The 15,281-nt window shown below is 40.6% G+C and carries 17 protein-coding genes; 12 read left to right on the forward strand and 5 right to left on the reverse strand.

What is annotated here, in order from left to right; all coding sequences use genetic code 11:
• Positions 1 to 42 precede the first annotated feature (42 nt).
• Both PAENI_RS24050 and PAENI_RS24055 read right to left on the reverse strand, forming a co-directional pair.
• On the reverse strand, positions 43 to 1,308 hold the full coding sequence (locus PAENI_RS24050) for an alkaline phosphatase (protein ID WP_076286586.1): 1,266 nt from the start codon (positions 1,306 to 1,308) through the stop codon (positions 43 to 45).
• Positions 1,309 to 1,436: 128 nt separating this feature from the next.
• Positions 1,437 to 2,045, reverse strand: a complete 609-nt coding sequence (locus tag PAENI_RS24055; RefSeq protein ID WP_149646911.1) for a methyltransferase family protein — start codon at positions 2,043 to 2,045, stop codon at positions 1,437 to 1,439.
• A 107-nt stretch (positions 2,046 to 2,152) separates the two neighbouring features.
• On the opposite strand from PAENI_RS24055, the gene PAENI_RS24060 reads away from it, so the two are divergent.
• Positions 2,153 to 2,683 carry a peptidase M56 gene (locus tag PAENI_RS24060; protein WP_149646912.1) on the forward strand — a complete coding sequence of 177 codons (531 nt, stop codon included), beginning with the start codon at positions 2,153 to 2,155 and terminating at the stop codon, positions 2,681 to 2,683.
• On the opposite strand, the gene PAENI_RS24065 is transcribed toward PAENI_RS24060, so the two are convergent.
• Positions 2,653 to 3,201: a MepB family protein gene (locus PAENI_RS24065; protein WP_149646913.1), complete on the reverse strand. Its 549-nt coding sequence runs from the start codon at positions 3,199 to 3,201 to the stop codon at positions 2,653 to 2,655. The two genes, PAENI_RS24060 and PAENI_RS24065, sit on opposite strands and share 31 nt — an antisense overlap.
• A gap of 119 nt (positions 3,202 to 3,320) precedes the next feature.
• Between PAENI_RS24065 and PAENI_RS24070 the strand changes: the two genes are divergently transcribed.
• The 11 genes from PAENI_RS24070 to PAENI_RS24120 all read left to right on the forward strand — a co-directional run bounded on the left by PAENI_RS24070 (position 3,321) and on the right by PAENI_RS24120 (position 12,948).
• Entirely contained in the window at positions 3,321 to 4,208 is an 888-nt protein-coding gene (locus PAENI_RS24070) for a phosphotransferase family protein (RefSeq protein WP_149646914.1), read from the forward strand.
• A 190-nt stretch (positions 4,209 to 4,398) separates the two neighbouring features.
• Complete coding sequence (locus PAENI_RS33095) at positions 4,399 to 4,596, forward strand: cysteine-rich CWC family protein (RefSeq protein WP_223178993.1); 198 nt, start codon at positions 4,399 to 4,401, stop codon at positions 4,594 to 4,596.
• An 85-nt stretch (positions 4,597 to 4,681) separates the two neighbouring features.
• Positions 4,682 to 5,248 (forward strand): 5' nucleotidase, NT5C type, encoded by a 567-nt coding sequence (locus PAENI_RS24080; protein WP_149646915.1) that lies wholly within the window; start codon positions 4,682 to 4,684, stop codon positions 5,246 to 5,248.
• 156 nt (positions 5,249 to 5,404) lie between these two features.
• The gene (locus PAENI_RS24085; RefSeq protein ID WP_042189881.1) at positions 5,405 to 5,731 is read left to right on the forward strand and encodes a PadR family transcriptional regulator; all 327 of its coding nucleotides are present in this window, start codon (positions 5,405 to 5,407) and stop codon (positions 5,729 to 5,731) included.
• A gap of 6 nt (positions 5,732 to 5,737) precedes the next feature.
• Positions 5,738 to 6,700, forward strand: coding sequence for a permease prefix domain 1-containing protein (locus tag PAENI_RS24090; protein WP_149646916.1), 963 nt, complete (start codon positions 5,738 to 5,740; stop codon positions 6,698 to 6,700).
• A 152-nt stretch (positions 6,701 to 6,852) separates the two neighbouring features.
• A complete protein-coding gene (locus PAENI_RS24095; RefSeq protein WP_149646917.1) occupies positions 6,853 to 7,476 on the forward strand; it encodes a TetR/AcrR family transcriptional regulator in 624 nt (207 codons plus the stop codon).
• A 45-nt stretch (positions 7,477 to 7,521) separates the two neighbouring features.
• Positions 7,522 to 9,861: an ABC transporter permease gene (locus tag PAENI_RS24100; RefSeq protein ID WP_149646918.1), complete on the forward strand. Its 2,340-nt coding sequence runs from the start codon at positions 7,522 to 7,524 to the stop codon at positions 9,859 to 9,861.
• Between the two features lie 15 nt (positions 9,862 to 9,876).
• A complete protein-coding gene (locus tag PAENI_RS24105; RefSeq protein WP_149646919.1) occupies positions 9,877 to 10,641 on the forward strand; it encodes an ABC transporter ATP-binding protein in 765 nt (254 codons plus the stop codon).
• Positions 10,642 to 10,664: 23 nt separating this feature from the next.
• Complete coding sequence (locus tag PAENI_RS24110) at positions 10,665 to 11,696, forward strand: phosphotransferase (protein ID WP_149646920.1); 1,032 nt, start codon at positions 10,665 to 10,667, stop codon at positions 11,694 to 11,696.
• 14 nt (positions 11,697 to 11,710) lie between these two features.
• Positions 11,711 to 12,199, forward strand: coding sequence for a GNAT family N-acetyltransferase (locus PAENI_RS24115; RefSeq protein ID WP_149646921.1), 489 nt, complete (start codon positions 11,711 to 11,713; stop codon positions 12,197 to 12,199).
• Positions 12,196 to 12,948, forward strand: a complete 753-nt coding sequence (locus PAENI_RS24120) for a hypothetical protein (RefSeq protein WP_149646922.1) — start codon at positions 12,196 to 12,198, stop codon at positions 12,946 to 12,948. The genes PAENI_RS24115 and PAENI_RS24120 overlap by 4 nt, the downstream gene beginning before the upstream one ends.
• A 23-nt stretch (positions 12,949 to 12,971) precedes the next feature.
• Here the strand turns inward: PAENI_RS24120 and PAENI_RS24125 are convergent, their stop codons facing one another.
• Together PAENI_RS24125 and PAENI_RS24130 are read right to left on the reverse strand one after the other, a co-directional pair.
• On the reverse strand, positions 12,972 to 14,237 hold the full coding sequence (locus PAENI_RS24125; RefSeq protein ID WP_149646923.1) for an MFS transporter: 1,266 nt from the start codon (positions 14,235 to 14,237) through the stop codon (positions 12,972 to 12,974).
• Positions 14,238 to 14,286: 49 nt separating this feature from the next.
• Positions 14,287 to 15,198 carry a LacI family DNA-binding transcriptional regulator gene (locus PAENI_RS24130; RefSeq protein ID WP_149646924.1) on the reverse strand — a complete coding sequence of 304 codons (912 nt, stop codon included), beginning with the start codon at positions 15,196 to 15,198 and terminating at the stop codon, positions 14,287 to 14,289.
• Positions 15,199 to 15,281 lie beyond the last annotated feature (83 nt).

Below are 15,281 nucleotides of genomic sequence, written 5' to 3' on the forward strand. Positions count from 1 at the left end.
TAACCAGAAAGTCTGGCTAGTCTTTTATGTTGTTCGATCTTTTTATTTCACTTTAATACCCATGGCTTGCGCAACCTTAGTGAATACTTCGGTATTTTCGTATACTCCTGTAAACAACTGAGCGTTTTTGCCCATGGCCGTAATTGGAATATCCACTGCTGTATGACCTGAAGTTGTCCAGTCTACAACGAAATTCTGTTTGGAGTTAGCGATGGCAAACGGACCATCTTCTTTGGAAATGCCGTCACCTGATTCATCTTCAGCGTCTACGGCTTCAATAGAGAATCCACCTGTTTCATGGTCGGCGAGAACTAGGACAAGGGTATCAGGATTCTTTTTAGCGAAATCTTTGGCAATCTGTACGGATTTATCTAACTCTTGCCCCGCTTTAATCGTCATCTTGGCATTGTTTTGGTGTGCAAATTCGTCAGTACCCTCTTCTTCAACCATCAGGAAAAATCCTTTTTTATTTGCTGCAAGCGTGTCTATCGCTTTTTTCGTCATTTCAGGCAGGGATACAACCGGGTTGTAGATATCTCCTTCACCCTCTGGCTTTTGCTGGAACATTTCCTCATTTGCAAATAACCCGAGAAGCTTGCCGCTTTTCGCCTTTTGCATATCGGTTTTGTTCGTTACGTAGGAGTATCCAAGCTGTTTAGCTTTGTCTACAAGGTTCCCTTGCGTTCCTTTGCTCTTCTCTGAAGGATCTTCAGCTGGCTCATCTGCGAACTTACCTGGATTCCCAGCAGGATACCAGAAGTCTTCGCCTCCACCGAGAAGAACGTCAACTTTGCTCTTGGTCAGAAGCTGCAGAGCGATATCACTTTGTTTGGAGCGATCTTCAACATGAGCACCGAAGGCAGCGCCTGTAGCATCAGTAATTTGGCTGGTAGTTACAACGCCTGTAGATTTCCCTGCTGATTTTGCATATTCCATAATGGTTTGTACGGACTTTTTATCTGCATTCATCCCAATGGCACCGTTATAAGTCTTGACTCCGCTGGCATAGGCTGTGGCTGAAGCAGCTGAATCTGTAACAGGGACAGTGGAGCTTGTATGAATTAGTCCAGCATATGGCATAGAATCCATCGCTAGATTTCCTTTTTCACCTACTGTAGCTAGGCGGATGGCATTGCGCTGGGCAGTACCCATTCCGTCACCGACAAACAGAATCACATTTCTTGTGTTTGATGAAGCTGCATTGGCCTGATTTGGTGCTTGTGTAGTGACTACGTTGGAAACGAAGAGAGCAGTTGCTGCAGTCGCTACAATTGCCGTCTTAACGCCGTACTTTTTCGGTGATTTCATAATTTCCCTCCTAATGTATGTTTACAACCTCATACTATAGTAATTACATTAAGAGAATGTTTTCGGATATTGTAAAAAACGTAAATTGTAGCGTGCCTGAAAGGATAGGATTTACAGCAGGTAAGATTTCAAAATAAAATATATCTAGGTGTATTATTACAATATTGAATATATTCATCTCCGAATACAGATTTTAAATGCTGCTCTTCCTGAAGAATAAGTAAATGAATGGCTACTATGTTAAGAAAGAATATAATTAGTGTTAATGAATTTGGATATATAAGATACAATCCAAGAAACATGAGATCAAAACCGACAAATGCGGCATTTCTACTAAATTTATATATACCGTGCGTGATGAGTTTTGTTACAGTAGACTTATCAATCCCAACTCTCCACGAAGTGCGCATGGCAATCATTGCTTGTATGAAAATGGAACATCCGAGGGCTACTACACCAACACCGATAAAGTGAATCGCCGGATGATTAAAATGTTCTCCTACTAGTGTAACTATGTATGACTCCGCTAAGGAAAACGTAAACCACGCTGCTCCCCACACAAAAGTAGTAGTCTTAACGAACAGCTCGGTATAATGGATCATAGATCGTTTTTTTCCTTTAGCTAATACGTTTCCTTTAATGTGGTTCTTTTTGTAAAGTATAAGGAGCTTCAAAAGGTAAGAAATAAGGAATATGGAGAAAAGAATTAGGGATAGGATATTTTTTAGATTACTCATTGTAATTTCCTCCTCACCAATACATATGAATGATTGCTCATATGTTTGCTTATATCTTATTTCCTGATGCTGTGCATGTCAACTAAATATTGATTTAGGGGGATAATGTGAAAACGTCAACGTATAAAAGATGGTGGTTAGGGGTCCTGATTATTGCGGCTATTGCATTAGTAAGTACTGGAATTGGAATGCTGGTCAAGCCATCGGGGTTGTCAACATATACTTCAAAAGAGTATAAGGTCACTTTGAAGTATCCCTCCGAGTGGGTAGTGAAGCCAGAATATGCTGAGAGGTATCAGGGGAACGATGGATTTTTTCAATTATCCGCTATTTCTGGAGAGGGGTTATCCATCGATGAAGTAGCAAACATGGATGCATTTCATCAACTGAAGCCTTATGGCTCCGATCCACAAATCATTGAACTGACACTAGAGGGGCTAAAATCGGAAGAGAAAGCACGATTGATTGTGCCTTCTGCTGATCAGGAAGAGGAATGGAATCATCAGGCTGCTATTATTTTGAAATATCCAGAAGCGGTGAAAATAGGAGATTCTTTGTACAATTATTCTATTTTATGGGCGGATATAAAACATGTGGAGGACATAGGTCAGACTGTTCGATTTACTGGAAAACCGTAAAGTGCTTGCACACGAAGAAAGTCTGCTGGCTTAATTACCGGTATCTCTAAGAAATATTCCAACTGCCATTTTTGTGTTTTTTGAGCTTGACGACTCGTGGGATTATCCCATGGCGGGTACACTCGTAGTGCTCTTTTGCCACCCTCATCTTTATTGGATAATATATCTTGTTTACCTAGCACAGCTTTTGGAAATACAAATTGACCAAAGTGATTCTCATCGCGTGTACTTATAACGAAGAGATCAGCAGTATCTGATATATCATAGGGTTGGATGGGGCCATCTCCAATTCTCTCCCATAACGTGACAAACTGCCCGATCTTTGTAGGTGTGATTTTTGCAACACGGAATCTAATGGATAGCGCGTTTAAATTAAATATATACGCCCCATAATCAGCATTGTGTGGTTCATGAATGAGGTCAGAGCAATCGAGATTGCACGGGTTATATACAAGCTCTTGGGTAGCAAGCAGATCACTATGAATGATACCTGAAAAGCTGTGATTCTTAAATTTCATCTGTTCAAATCTCCCGGTTGAGTTCCTTAGAAACTCCTAATGTTCTCTATCTTAATGCAAGAATAGGGAGTTCACAACCGTGAACAGAGCACCTTTCCCTTGAGACTGGAGGTAGTCGTATGAAATCCATACATAAATTAATTGAAAATTTTAAGCTGAATGTTTTGAATATAGAGTCTGTTCCAGAGTCGTTTAGTTCTGAAGTGTATAAACTTACTCTTAATAATCTAGACAACGTATACGTGAAAATTCCATACAACAGGGATAAACTGGTTCGCGAATTTGAGATGCTTGAAAGACTAAAGGGTGTTATACCTGTTCCAAAAGTATTGGATTTCTGGGACGGAGATAATAGGAGTGTCGGTGCAATGCTTCTCTCCGCTATAGATGGGGTGCCTTGTACGAGTAACATTGATCAGAGTCTGGCGTTTCAAATCGGTAATTATCATGCCATGCTTCATGAAGTTACCATGCCAGCGTATGGATGTTATGGATCCGATGGTTTTCAGATGGTAGAGAACAATAGCTGGAGATTATACCTGAAAAATAATTTTGAAAAGTGGAAAGAACCTTGTAAGGAGCTCCTTCATCCTGATTTATTTGAGAAATGTATTACTCACTTTGATAGCGTATATTCGGCGTTACCTGAACCTGATGGGCCTTGTGTTGTTCATATGGATTTTCGACCAGGCAATATATTAATAAAAGATAATCGAGTCGTTGGTATAATTGATTACGAGAGCGCTCGTGGTGGTTCCACTGAAATTGATTTTACAAAAATAAACCGATACGTCTGGGAAGTGAACCCGCTAACACGGCTCCCTTATGTGCAAGGCTACGAATCGGTTCGTCCTTTACTTGATCTGGAAGCTATAATACCGTTTTATAGTTTTTATGATGCTTTTAGTGCGGTAGTTTGGTGTAAAACCAGAGGGATTGAGAACAATAAGGCATTTCTTCAGGAAAGTATAGAGGTATTGCAAAGATCTATAGAAGGAATGAATTGATGGAAAAAATGTGAAATGACTTTATTGCATGCTGGGAAGTGCTGTGCTTGCTTTATTGAATAATCCTATGCTTGGTAACGCTAGGCTTAGAATGTTCAGAGGCGGTTATGAAGGAAGTATTTGAATTTCAAGGAAAAGAAAAGTAAATAAATAGAAGTGAAATGTTTAATCGTATGGGGGAGTAGAAGCTTTGGAAATAAAAAATAAACAAATTGAACAACGGTATTGTCCTTTATGTAAAGAATTAAATCATTGTGGTGCTAATAGTGGTGATTGTTGGTGTTTTCATACGGAAATTCCTGCAGAACTACTAGAAAGGGTACCTTTGGAACTGAGTGGTAAAGCCTGTATCTGTCAAAGATGCGTAGAGGCGTTTAAAAAACATTAAATAGAAATTTAACTAACTCAAGACGAAACAGTAATTATATTGTGTATACTTAAATAGTAATATAAAAAACATATGGGGGACACAGATGAGAAAGCCTATAATTGCAGTTGATATGGATGACACGATATGCCATCTAGTCAAACGAGCTATATACCATAACAACAATGATTTCCCCACTCATGTACTAAAGTACGAGGAGATGCTTGATTGGAATACGGATCATTTACGTCATCCAGATTGTACACAAGATGTATTCTATGGGCGGCCTGGTTTATATGAGGAGCTTGAATTATTCGACGAGCATGTTGTAGGTGAAATGGAGAAGCTACACTATGCTTATGATGTTATTATTGTTACGGCGGCCCAGCCCAATGCAGTTGTTGAAAAATGGAACTGGCTGCAGAAGCATATGCCGTTTATTCCCATCGAAAATTTCTTCCCATGCAAACGAAAGAATCTTATTAATTATGATCTTCTGATCGATGACGGGGTTCACAACTTGGTTCCTGCATTGCAGGACGGAAGGAAAGTACTCTGTATTCCGCATCCATGGAATTTGAGAGCACGTGAACAATATGGATTTCCATTATTGACCTCCTGGGAAGGTGCGAAAGAGAAGATTGATCAGATTTTTGAAAATTCAAGAGACTAGCTGATTTGAGGAGAGTTGCTCACATAGAGCAATTCTCTTTTTTTATGCTTTTTAGATTTTTTTGCATATTTTTTTCGCAACTACTTCATCTGTCGTAGTAATTATGGTATACTGCAACTACTACGACAGATGAAGTAATCATAGGGGGTACCATTTTTGATCAGCAGTGATGTTATACGTGGTTACAATGATACGATGATCCTCTACATGCTGCTCGATGGGGAATCCTACGGGTACGAGATTTCTAAGAATATCAGGCAGCTGACTCAAGAGAAGTATGTCATGAAGGAGACAACGCTGTATTCCGCCTTTACCCGGCTGGAGAAGAACGGGTACATTGAATCCTTTTATCTGGATGAGAGTCTTGGCAAGCGGCGCACATATTACCGGATTACCCCGCTGGGTCTCGCCTATTACCGAGAAAAATGTGAGGAATGGAAGGTTACGCAGGAAGTTGTAAACCAATTTATCAAGGAGTGGTGATAGTGCATGGAGACGATCATAGTATATCTGGATAATATGTTTGCGGGTCTGCCGAAGACTCCGGAACTGGAGCATTTGAAGCAGGAACTGCTGTCCGGGATGGAAGATAAGTACCTGGAGCTGAAGCGGGATGGCAAGTCTGAGAATGAGGCGATCGGTATCGTTATTTCGGAATTCGGCAATATTGAGGAGCTGACTGCTGAGCTAGGCATCCATCCAGCCGGACAGGAGAAGACTGTGCCCATGCTTAGTGAAGAAGAGGTTTATGCTTATGCGGCTGCCAAACGTAGCTCTGGATTATGGACCGGTCTTGGTGTTTTTCTCTGCGCATGCGGGGTGGCGCTGTTGATTACTCTTAGTACATTGTTTGAAAATAATGCTGATATGGCTGATAAAGGTTCGATGCTGGGGATGGTCGGAATGTTCGTGCTGGTCGCTGTGGCCGTTGGGATGTTTATTCATAGCGGCATGAAACTCGAGCGCTTCGAAAGTCTAGAGCAAGGCTTTCAGCTACCTTATGCGCTCAAAACGGCGCTTCAGCGCAGTCAAGCCCTTTATGCTCCGACTTATCGCCTTGCTTTGATTGTGGGCGTCTGTCTTTGTGTGCTGTCGCCGACCTTTATCTTCGCAACTTCTTATGTCAACGATGACTATGCTCCATATGGAGTCGCTGCTTTTCTGTTTATTGCGGCTGTGGCGGTGTTTCTATTCATCTATTACGGGAATATTCAGGGAACTTATACGAAATTGCTGGAGGAGCCGAACATCACTGCAGAGAAGCAGGAAGAGAACCGATTTGTTGGAGTTGTTGGGGCTGTGTTGTGGCCTTTGGCGACGGCGATTTTTCTGTTTACGGGCTTTGTCTATGGGCGATGGGACGTTAACTGGGCTGTATTCCCAATTGCTGGCATCCTGTCCGGTATGTTCAGCAATGTGTATCATATTCTAAAGCGCAAAAAAGTCTCCTGATTATGCTGACTGCACATTAAGGTAACCTCATCCTTTGGAGGTTACCTTTTTTCTTTTGTCCAATTTGCTGGAACATCATTGACATGATGCATTAAATGTATTTAAATGGAATAGACCGACGGTCGGTCTATAAAAAGGAGGACTCAGAATAAATGAGAATTTCCAAAGAAGCGGAAGAACGCAGAAATGAAATATTAGATAAGGCAGAAATGCTTTTTTTTACGAAAGGTTATGCGAGAACTACAGTGAACGACATCTTGCAGGAGATCGGGATTGCCAAGGGCACGTTCTACTATTATTTCAAGTCGAAGGAGGAGGTTATGGAAGCAGTGGTCACACGATTCATCGATGCTGGAGTAGACGTTGCGAAGATCATTGCTGCTGATTCAAAGCTCTCCGTACATGAAAAGCTACTACAAATCATAATGGCACAGAAACCTGATTCGGAGAGAAAAGGTCACATGATTGAACAGTTTCATCAAGCTGAGAATGCACTAATCCATCAGAAAAGCTTGGCTGAAACTATTATGAAGCTAACACCTGTGTTGACAGAGGTGATTGAGCAGGGAATCGAGGAGAGCTTGTTCCACTGTCCTTATCCTAAAGAAACGATGGAATTTCTGTTGGTTGCCTCACAATTTTTATTGGATGAAGGGATTTTCAAGTGGCAGCCGGAAGAGATCATTCTCAAAATTCAGAGCTTTATTTATATTATGGAGACTACGTTGGGAGCTGAAAAAGGAAGCTTTTCCTACGTAACGCAAATGTTTGAGTAAGGTCCGTGCAGGGAGGATGAATGAGACGTAGGGGAGAGATCGTCAATGCTGCTACAAATTGTGAAAAAAGATTTTCAAAGAAATAAAATCATAACGATCGTCTTATTTATTTTTATGATGTTATCGGCGTTGCTTGCTGCTTGTGCTTCTCAAGTCATTATGGAATTGTCCGGTTCTTTAAGTAATTTGCTGGATAAATCAAAGGCTCCCCATTTTGTTCAAATGCATTCTGGTCCAATAGATAACGCAGGTATTCAAAAATTCGCCTCTACAAATCCACTTGTTAAGAATCAACAGACAGTAGAAATGCTAAGGATAGATGGCTCGCAGATTGTCTTAGGTAACAGCAATAAGTCGGAAGAGAACAGCGTAATGGATATAGGTTTTGTTAAGCAGAACCCATCATTTGATTTGCTGCTGAACTTAGAGAATCAAGTGATTAGGGTAGCTGAAGGAGAAATCGCAGTTCCTATTTATTATATGAAGCAGAATGATCTGAACATTGGTGATCAGGTTACCCTTTCCAATGGACAGTTAGATCAAAAATTTATGGTTACGGATTTTGTTCGAGACATCCAAATGAATCCCGCAATTGTTAGCTCAAAGCGCTTTGTCGTAAATGACACGGATTATAATGTACTTAAGAAGAACCATGGAGAAGTTGAGTACTTAATTGAATTTCAAATCACCGATTTAAGTAGACTTAGCGAGTTCCGGAATATCTATCAATCCTCAGATATGCCCGCTAAAGGACCAATGATAGACTATCCTTTGTTTAAGACGCTGAATGCGCTGACAGATGGGATTATTGCAGTTGTCATTATTTTGGTAAGTATCCTTCTTATGATTATTGCCGTCCTATGTTTAAGGTTTACGATGATCGCGACCTTAGAGGAGGATTATAGAGAGATTGGCGTCATGAAAGCAATTGGGATCTCACAGCGAGATATTAGAAGGATCTATTTGGCAAAATATATGGTGATGGCAGCATGCGCTTCACTGCTAGGATATTTATTATCTTTGGGTGTGGTGCGATTGTTTACAGCGAATATCACATTGTATTTGGGGACTGCTCCGAAAACGATCCTTCAGCCTATTGTTTCAGTCTTAGCGGTCGGTTTGATCTTCGGCATGATTGTGTTCTTTTGCAGAGTTATTCTTAGAAGGTTTAATCGTATAACAGTAGTAGACGCTTTAAGGTCAGGGACTGTGGGAGAGTTGAAAGGCAATAAAAGTAGAGTAGTGCTGAGTAAGCGCAGGCATATAAATGTGAATCTTTTTCTTGGCCTAAAGGATGTTTATGGACGCTTCACCATGTTTGGATTGTTATTCTTCGTATTTGTGATCTGTCTGTTTATCATTCTTGTACCAGTAAATATATTGAATACCCTTCAGTCTCCTCGGTTTATTTCTTATATGGGTATAGGTCAGAGTGACATGAGAATAGATTTGCAGCCATCTGATCAAATAGAGAAGCGATTTAATGAACTGATAACGACGCTAAATAAGGACTTCGAAATAGCTAAATTCTCACCATTAATTACTTCTCGATTTAAAGTGCTAGGCAGCGATGGCGTATGGGAGAATATCAATGTTGAAACAGGAGATTTCTCTATTTTTCCGCTCACCTATATTAACGGAGGAATCCCTGAAAGTGGGGACGAGATTGCCCTTTCTGATCTGAATGCCAAGGAATGGAACAAAAGGGTAGGGGATAGCGTTCTTTTGGAGGTAGATGGCACTTCGAAAAAATTGACGGTTAGCGGGATCTACCAAGATATAACGAATGGAGGTCGAACTGCAAAAGCCCGATTACCTTATGACCCGAAGTCCGTGCTATGGTATATCGTAGCATTAGATGTGAATCCGAATGTTTCCGTTCAGGAGAAAATGGATCAATATGCAAAGTTATTTTATCCAGCCAAAGTTACTCATCTAGATAGCTATTTATCTCAGACGCTCGGGAATACGATTCGCCAATTAAAGCTGGTCACTGGCTTATCCATTGCCATCTCGATATCAATTTCAGTATTGATTACAGCTTTATTTCTAAAAATGCTGCTAGCGAAGGACGTCTCGCAAATTGCAATTTTGAGAAGCATTGGCTTTACGTTAGAAGATATTCGAAAGCAATATCAGGTAAGGCTGCTACTGGTTTCTGGTCTTGGAATCATACTCGGAACCTTTGCAGCTAATACCATCGGTCAAAAATTCACTCAATTACTCGGATCCTTTATGGGAGCATCCCAAATACAGTTTGTAGTTAATCCGGTAATAGCTTATCTTGTTCTCCCTCTTTTTTTCATGCTCATTGTAGCACTCACAACCGTAGTAAGCACGATATCGATGAAGAAATCCAATTTATCTAAACTGATTGTCGAATGAGGGTGAGGTGGTAGTATGTTCATATTAGAGACGAAGGGTTTAAATAAAACCTTTGTAACCGGGCAAGAAACCCCGCAGACGGTATTAAAAGATGTTCATCTACAGGTATCAAAGGGAGAATTCGTAGCTATAATGGGGCCTTCTGGCTCAGGGAAATCAACATTGCTCTATACGATCAGCGGTATGGATCGGATAACTTCAGGAAGTGTTGTTTTTAAAGGGCAGGACATCAGTGGTCTTTCTGAGAGTGAATTAGCTGAACTGCGTTTAAATCAAATGGGATTTATTTTTCAGCAGATGCATCTTTTAAAAAACCTGACTATTCGGGACAATATCATCTTATCCGCTTATCGAGCTAAAATCGTTAGTCGTAGAACCATCAATAACAGAGCCGCTGAGTTAATGAAAAAAACCGGAATCTCCGCACTCGCTGAGCGTGATATTACACAAGTGTCGGGTGGACAACTGCAAAGAGCAGCGATCTGCAGGTCAATCATCAATGAGCCTGATATTCTATTTGGTGATGAGCCAACAGGTGCACTGAACTCTAAAGCTGCTAGTGAAATTATGGAGATATTAATAGATATTAATCAGACGGGTACAACGATTCTACTGGCTACACATGATGCGAAAGTCGCTGCTCAGGCAGAACGTGTCCTGTATATGCTGGATGGCAGCATAGCTTCTGAGCAATGGCTTGGTAAATTCAATCGCATAAATGGGGACTTAAAAGAGCGGGAAGAGAAGTTGTCGGCTTGGTTATTGAAGTTGGGATTCTGATTGATAGGAAAGGGATACATAACATGGGAAATCTGAATTATAACTTAAATTTCGAAATGCTATGTGCAAAATATGGGTTAGGTCATTTAAAAGATGAACCAGAACAGGTAACAGGTGGTCTTCTACACAGAATGTATCGTCTACAAACGGACAAAGCCCTCTATGCAGTGAAAGCTCTAAATCCTCAAATTATGCATCGGGATACAGCCATGAACAACTATACTCTTTCTGAAAAAGTTGCGAATATGGCTTATCAAAATGGAATAAATGCAGTACCGGCCATCGTATCCAAAGATAGTTTTATGCATGAATTCGAGGGTCAATTCTATTTATTATTTCCATGGGTCGAAGGTAAGGCATTGCCATCAGGAGGTATTAATATAGGGTGTTGTAAAAAGATTGGCGAAAACCTTGCTAAAATTCATAAGATCGATTTCGCTACACTTCTTGATCATCATCCTAATGAAAATCTTGAGGCAGTAAATACATCCACTGTTCGTTGGAATGAATATGCACTAAAAGCAAAACAGGATGGTTTGGAATGGTCTAGCTTGCTATTAGATAACCTGAACCAAATAAATCATTGGGAACAACTTGTAGATTCTTCAGCGGAACAATTATTGAATCATATGGTTATCAGCCATCGGGATTTAGATCAAAAAAATGTACTATGGGATGAGCATCAGATACCCATTATTATTGACTGGGAAGCAGCAGGACCTATCCATCCAACCCAAGAGCTAATAGATGTAGCCCTTTATTGGTCAGGCTTTGAATCGGGAAGTGTAAGCAAAGATGCTTTCTGTACGCTTATTAATGCATACCGCGATCATGGCGGCGAGATTTATGCTAACTGGTCCGATGTGCTCAACTATGGTTTTCATGGGAAGCTAGAATGGTTAGCTTATAATGTCAAACGATCACTCGGACTGGAGAGTACAGATGATGCGGAGCGAGAGCTTGGAACCCGTGAAGTAATAAATACAATCACTGCTTTAAATGACTATGATCACTTTATTCCTCAGTGTATCGAATGGTGTAACCAAGACTACTAAAGGAGAACTTATATATGAATGTAGTAAACGCTACTATGGAGGATATAAGAGGATGGCTGGAGCTGGCGGCAGAGGTGGAGTCCCTTTTTGGGCCGATGGTAGATGATCCGAATTTCACTCTAGCGTTAGAAAAAAATATCAGGCGACAAAGCGCTTTTTGTGTACGAGAAAACAATGGTTCGCCAGGTTCAAGATTACTTGGAGCTGTGTTATTCTCTTCATCCAATGCCCCTAATTACAAGATTGGTTGGTTATCTGTTTCAGCCATAGAGAGAAATAAAGGAGTTGCGACAGCCCTTCTTAACAATATTCTCGAAAGTATCGAAACCCCAGCAGAGATATTCGTTACTACATTTGGTGAGGATCATCCAGAGGGTCAACCTGCTAGAAGATTTTATCAGAAGTTTGGTTTCTTTCCTATGCAGGATGGGGTTCCAAATGGCCTCGAAGGTGGCTCAAGACAAAATTTCAAGCTGACGATCGCTCACAAGGATTCATTATGAAAAAAATAATTTATTTATCGGTGATTTCATTTTTCTTGCTAGCGATGTCTTTCAGCCCATTGTTCAACTATATCCGTGAGTATATGATTTCAGATCAAATCAATCAGCGTTATGAGATCAACCATGCTGAGAAAGGGTATAACACGTTAAACGTTCAAGAACTAACGGTTGATGATAAGCATATTAAGATCCAAGAAGAAAATACAGGCAGGAAAGCAGAATTGACCCTTTGGGATGAAGAGGAGAGTGTCCCGCCTGGAGATATTGTGAAAGTTCAGTTTTTATTAAATGGTCAAAAAATCTCAACTCCTGATGAAATATGGTTGTCTAATCGGGAACGAGGAAGCAGATATTTCTCATGGATAGATATCCTTACTGTTACGGATCGAAAGACTGGCGAGAAAGAAATTAATATAGTCCAAAGACTTACAGATGATAGTCAGCCGATGGAAAAGAGAAAATGGAAAATAATCACGATCTCACATGATGGCAGTATAGAAGAAAAGGTGCTGAGTTATGCTCAAAGAAGTGACAATCATCTAGGGGTGAAGCTTATCGAGTTCTCGGGTACATCACTTATAGGTATGGGCTACTATTCGGATATTACTAAAAGTTATCCAAGTGTATTTTTCCCTCTAATTTATCCATTTTTAACAGGTGTCGTGGGAATCTTCTTATTGATCATTATAGTTGTTCAATTACTGATCGAGCTTCATAATAGGCGCGTTATTAGGAAAAACGGGCGATAACGGTCATAAGATATGTTCTAAAATTACTTATAATTTCGAATCACCTTTAACTTGGTCAAGGTTAATAAAGCAAACAGTAGTATCAGGACTCCGATGGAACCCATGACAGGGGCTGGACTGAAGTGATCGGACAGGAATGAAACAGCTGTAAGACCAAGTGAGGGTGCTACACTCATAATGGAGCCTAATACACCGAAGACTCTACCTTGTATATCCTCCGAAACTTCCAGTCTGAGGATTGTATTTATCAGCAATGTACAGAATGAGAACATAAAGCCAATTAGAAGAATGATGGGAATGGCTAAGGCAGCAGTAGTGACGAACGATAGCAGGAGGTACAGGGGACCCAGACATAGCAGTCCAGTCATGATAAAGAAGCCGCGATTCTTTAATTTGGAGCCGAGAAACAAGATCATGCTGGAACCAATCATATAACCTAGAGGAATACAGGCTTCCATGAGTCCAAACTGAAAGGGACTAGAATTCCATACTTTGACGGCCATAACTTGCGTTAGCATCAGTGAAGGCATAAAGAACAAAGTGAGCGTAGGAAGCATGATGATTATTGCTCGGGCGAAGGGGTATCTCCAAATATAACGAACGCCATCCGCAAGATCCTGTGTGAATTTTCTTTCTTCTTTAGGTCCGGTATTCACTCGGTTTGGGAGTGGAAGGGAGCGGACAGCAAGAACTAGTAGAAAGGAAACGAAAAATGTAGCTCCATCAAATAATATGGCATCTGCCGCTCCAAAACTTGCTACAAAAATACCTCCAGCCGAATACCCAATCGTCCTACAGATGTTCTCCGACAAGTTCAGAATCCCGACTGCTTTTTGCACATGTTCTTTGCCAACAACAGTGGTAATTGAAGCTTGATACGCAGGGGATTGGAATAATGCTGAGACTGTCGTAAGTCCCGTTAATATGGCCACGATAATGAATGATGTAGAAGACATGGAAATGGTCAAAGCAAGCGTAACTGCTAGACCGCAGCTTATCAAATCAGTGATTAACATAATGGTTCTGCGATTGATTCTGTCTGCGAGTGTGCCTCCTATCGATCCGAGTAAAGAACTGAGCAATAAATTAATTATCGTAATAATGGCAATCATTTTAGCGCTCCCGGTCGTCTGAAGTACCCATAAACTTAAAGCAATGCTGTGAAAGGTATTTCCAAACAAAGAAATGGAATAGGAGCTGAGTAGCAGCATAAATCTCCGGTTTCCCCAAAGGGTTGGATAGGATTGAGCGGTGGTGGATGCATGTTTTGCTAATACAGGATCTGTCATGGGTAACTCTCCTCTCGACTTAAACGCTTAAGTGAATATCGAAAAAAAATTAATCAACAAAATAACGATTATTCTCTTGTTTGGAGTAGTCAGGACGATGTAATAACTCCTGCATTAGTTCAAAAGCAGTGGCTGATTTATCCCCAGTGAATATGAATTTCTGAACGTCTTCTCCAAGCATTTCTGGGCAATTACAGGTACATAGAACAGAAAGACGTGCGAATACCCCGGATTTTTCAACACAACTTCCGATAAACTCATTAATAACTATGGCCTCTTTGTAGATCCCCTCCGATAAGATTGTATTCAATTCTTCCATATTTTGAACTTTGAATATTGCTTTCTCAGGTAAAGGAAGACTATCTTGGATAAAGTTAGTGAGCAGGGAGTTATTGAAGCTCTCCATAATTAAACAAACCTGTGAAAGATCCTCCGGCATTACCTTTTGTAGAGCTGAACGATAATTGTAAAGAACTTGCTTAAACAGCTTATCTTCAATCATGCTGTCGATCAAAATCAAGGGGATGCCTTCTACAAAATGTTTGGAAATCGAATAGAATGATTCATCGTGCACATCGATCAGAAAGACGGCTTCGAGCTTTCTTTCGACGATGATATTCAGAGAAGGATGGTCAGTACCAAGAGAATATAGCAGCGTATGATATCCGGCATCCGTTAAACGCTGTTCCAAAGCACGAATAAATGTGAATTGGGCATAGAGTTTCCAAGGTGGCATATACGCAGAATTATGGACAAGTACCCCTACTAATCCCGTTTTTTTATTGGCAAGCGAACGGGCTGCTAGATTAGGAATGTAATGAAGTTCTTCGGCAAGTGACAGAATTTGATTGCGGGTCTTCTCAGGAATGGTTTGGTTATCGACGCGGTTCAGAACATAGCTTACAGTCGCAACGGAGACATTAGCTTGTAGCGCGATGTCTTTCATTGTAGTCTTTTTCACCAGTAAACTTCTCCCTTGCTGAGATATTTATTTCCAAATATTATCATTAACACTTGAAAAGAGTCAACGATTGACTTTATACC

The sequence above is a fragment of the Paenibacillus sp. B2(2019) genome (assembly GCF_008370385.1).
Taxonomy (GTDB): domain Bacteria; phylum Bacillota; class Bacilli; order Paenibacillales; family Paenibacillaceae; genus Paenibacillus_AQ.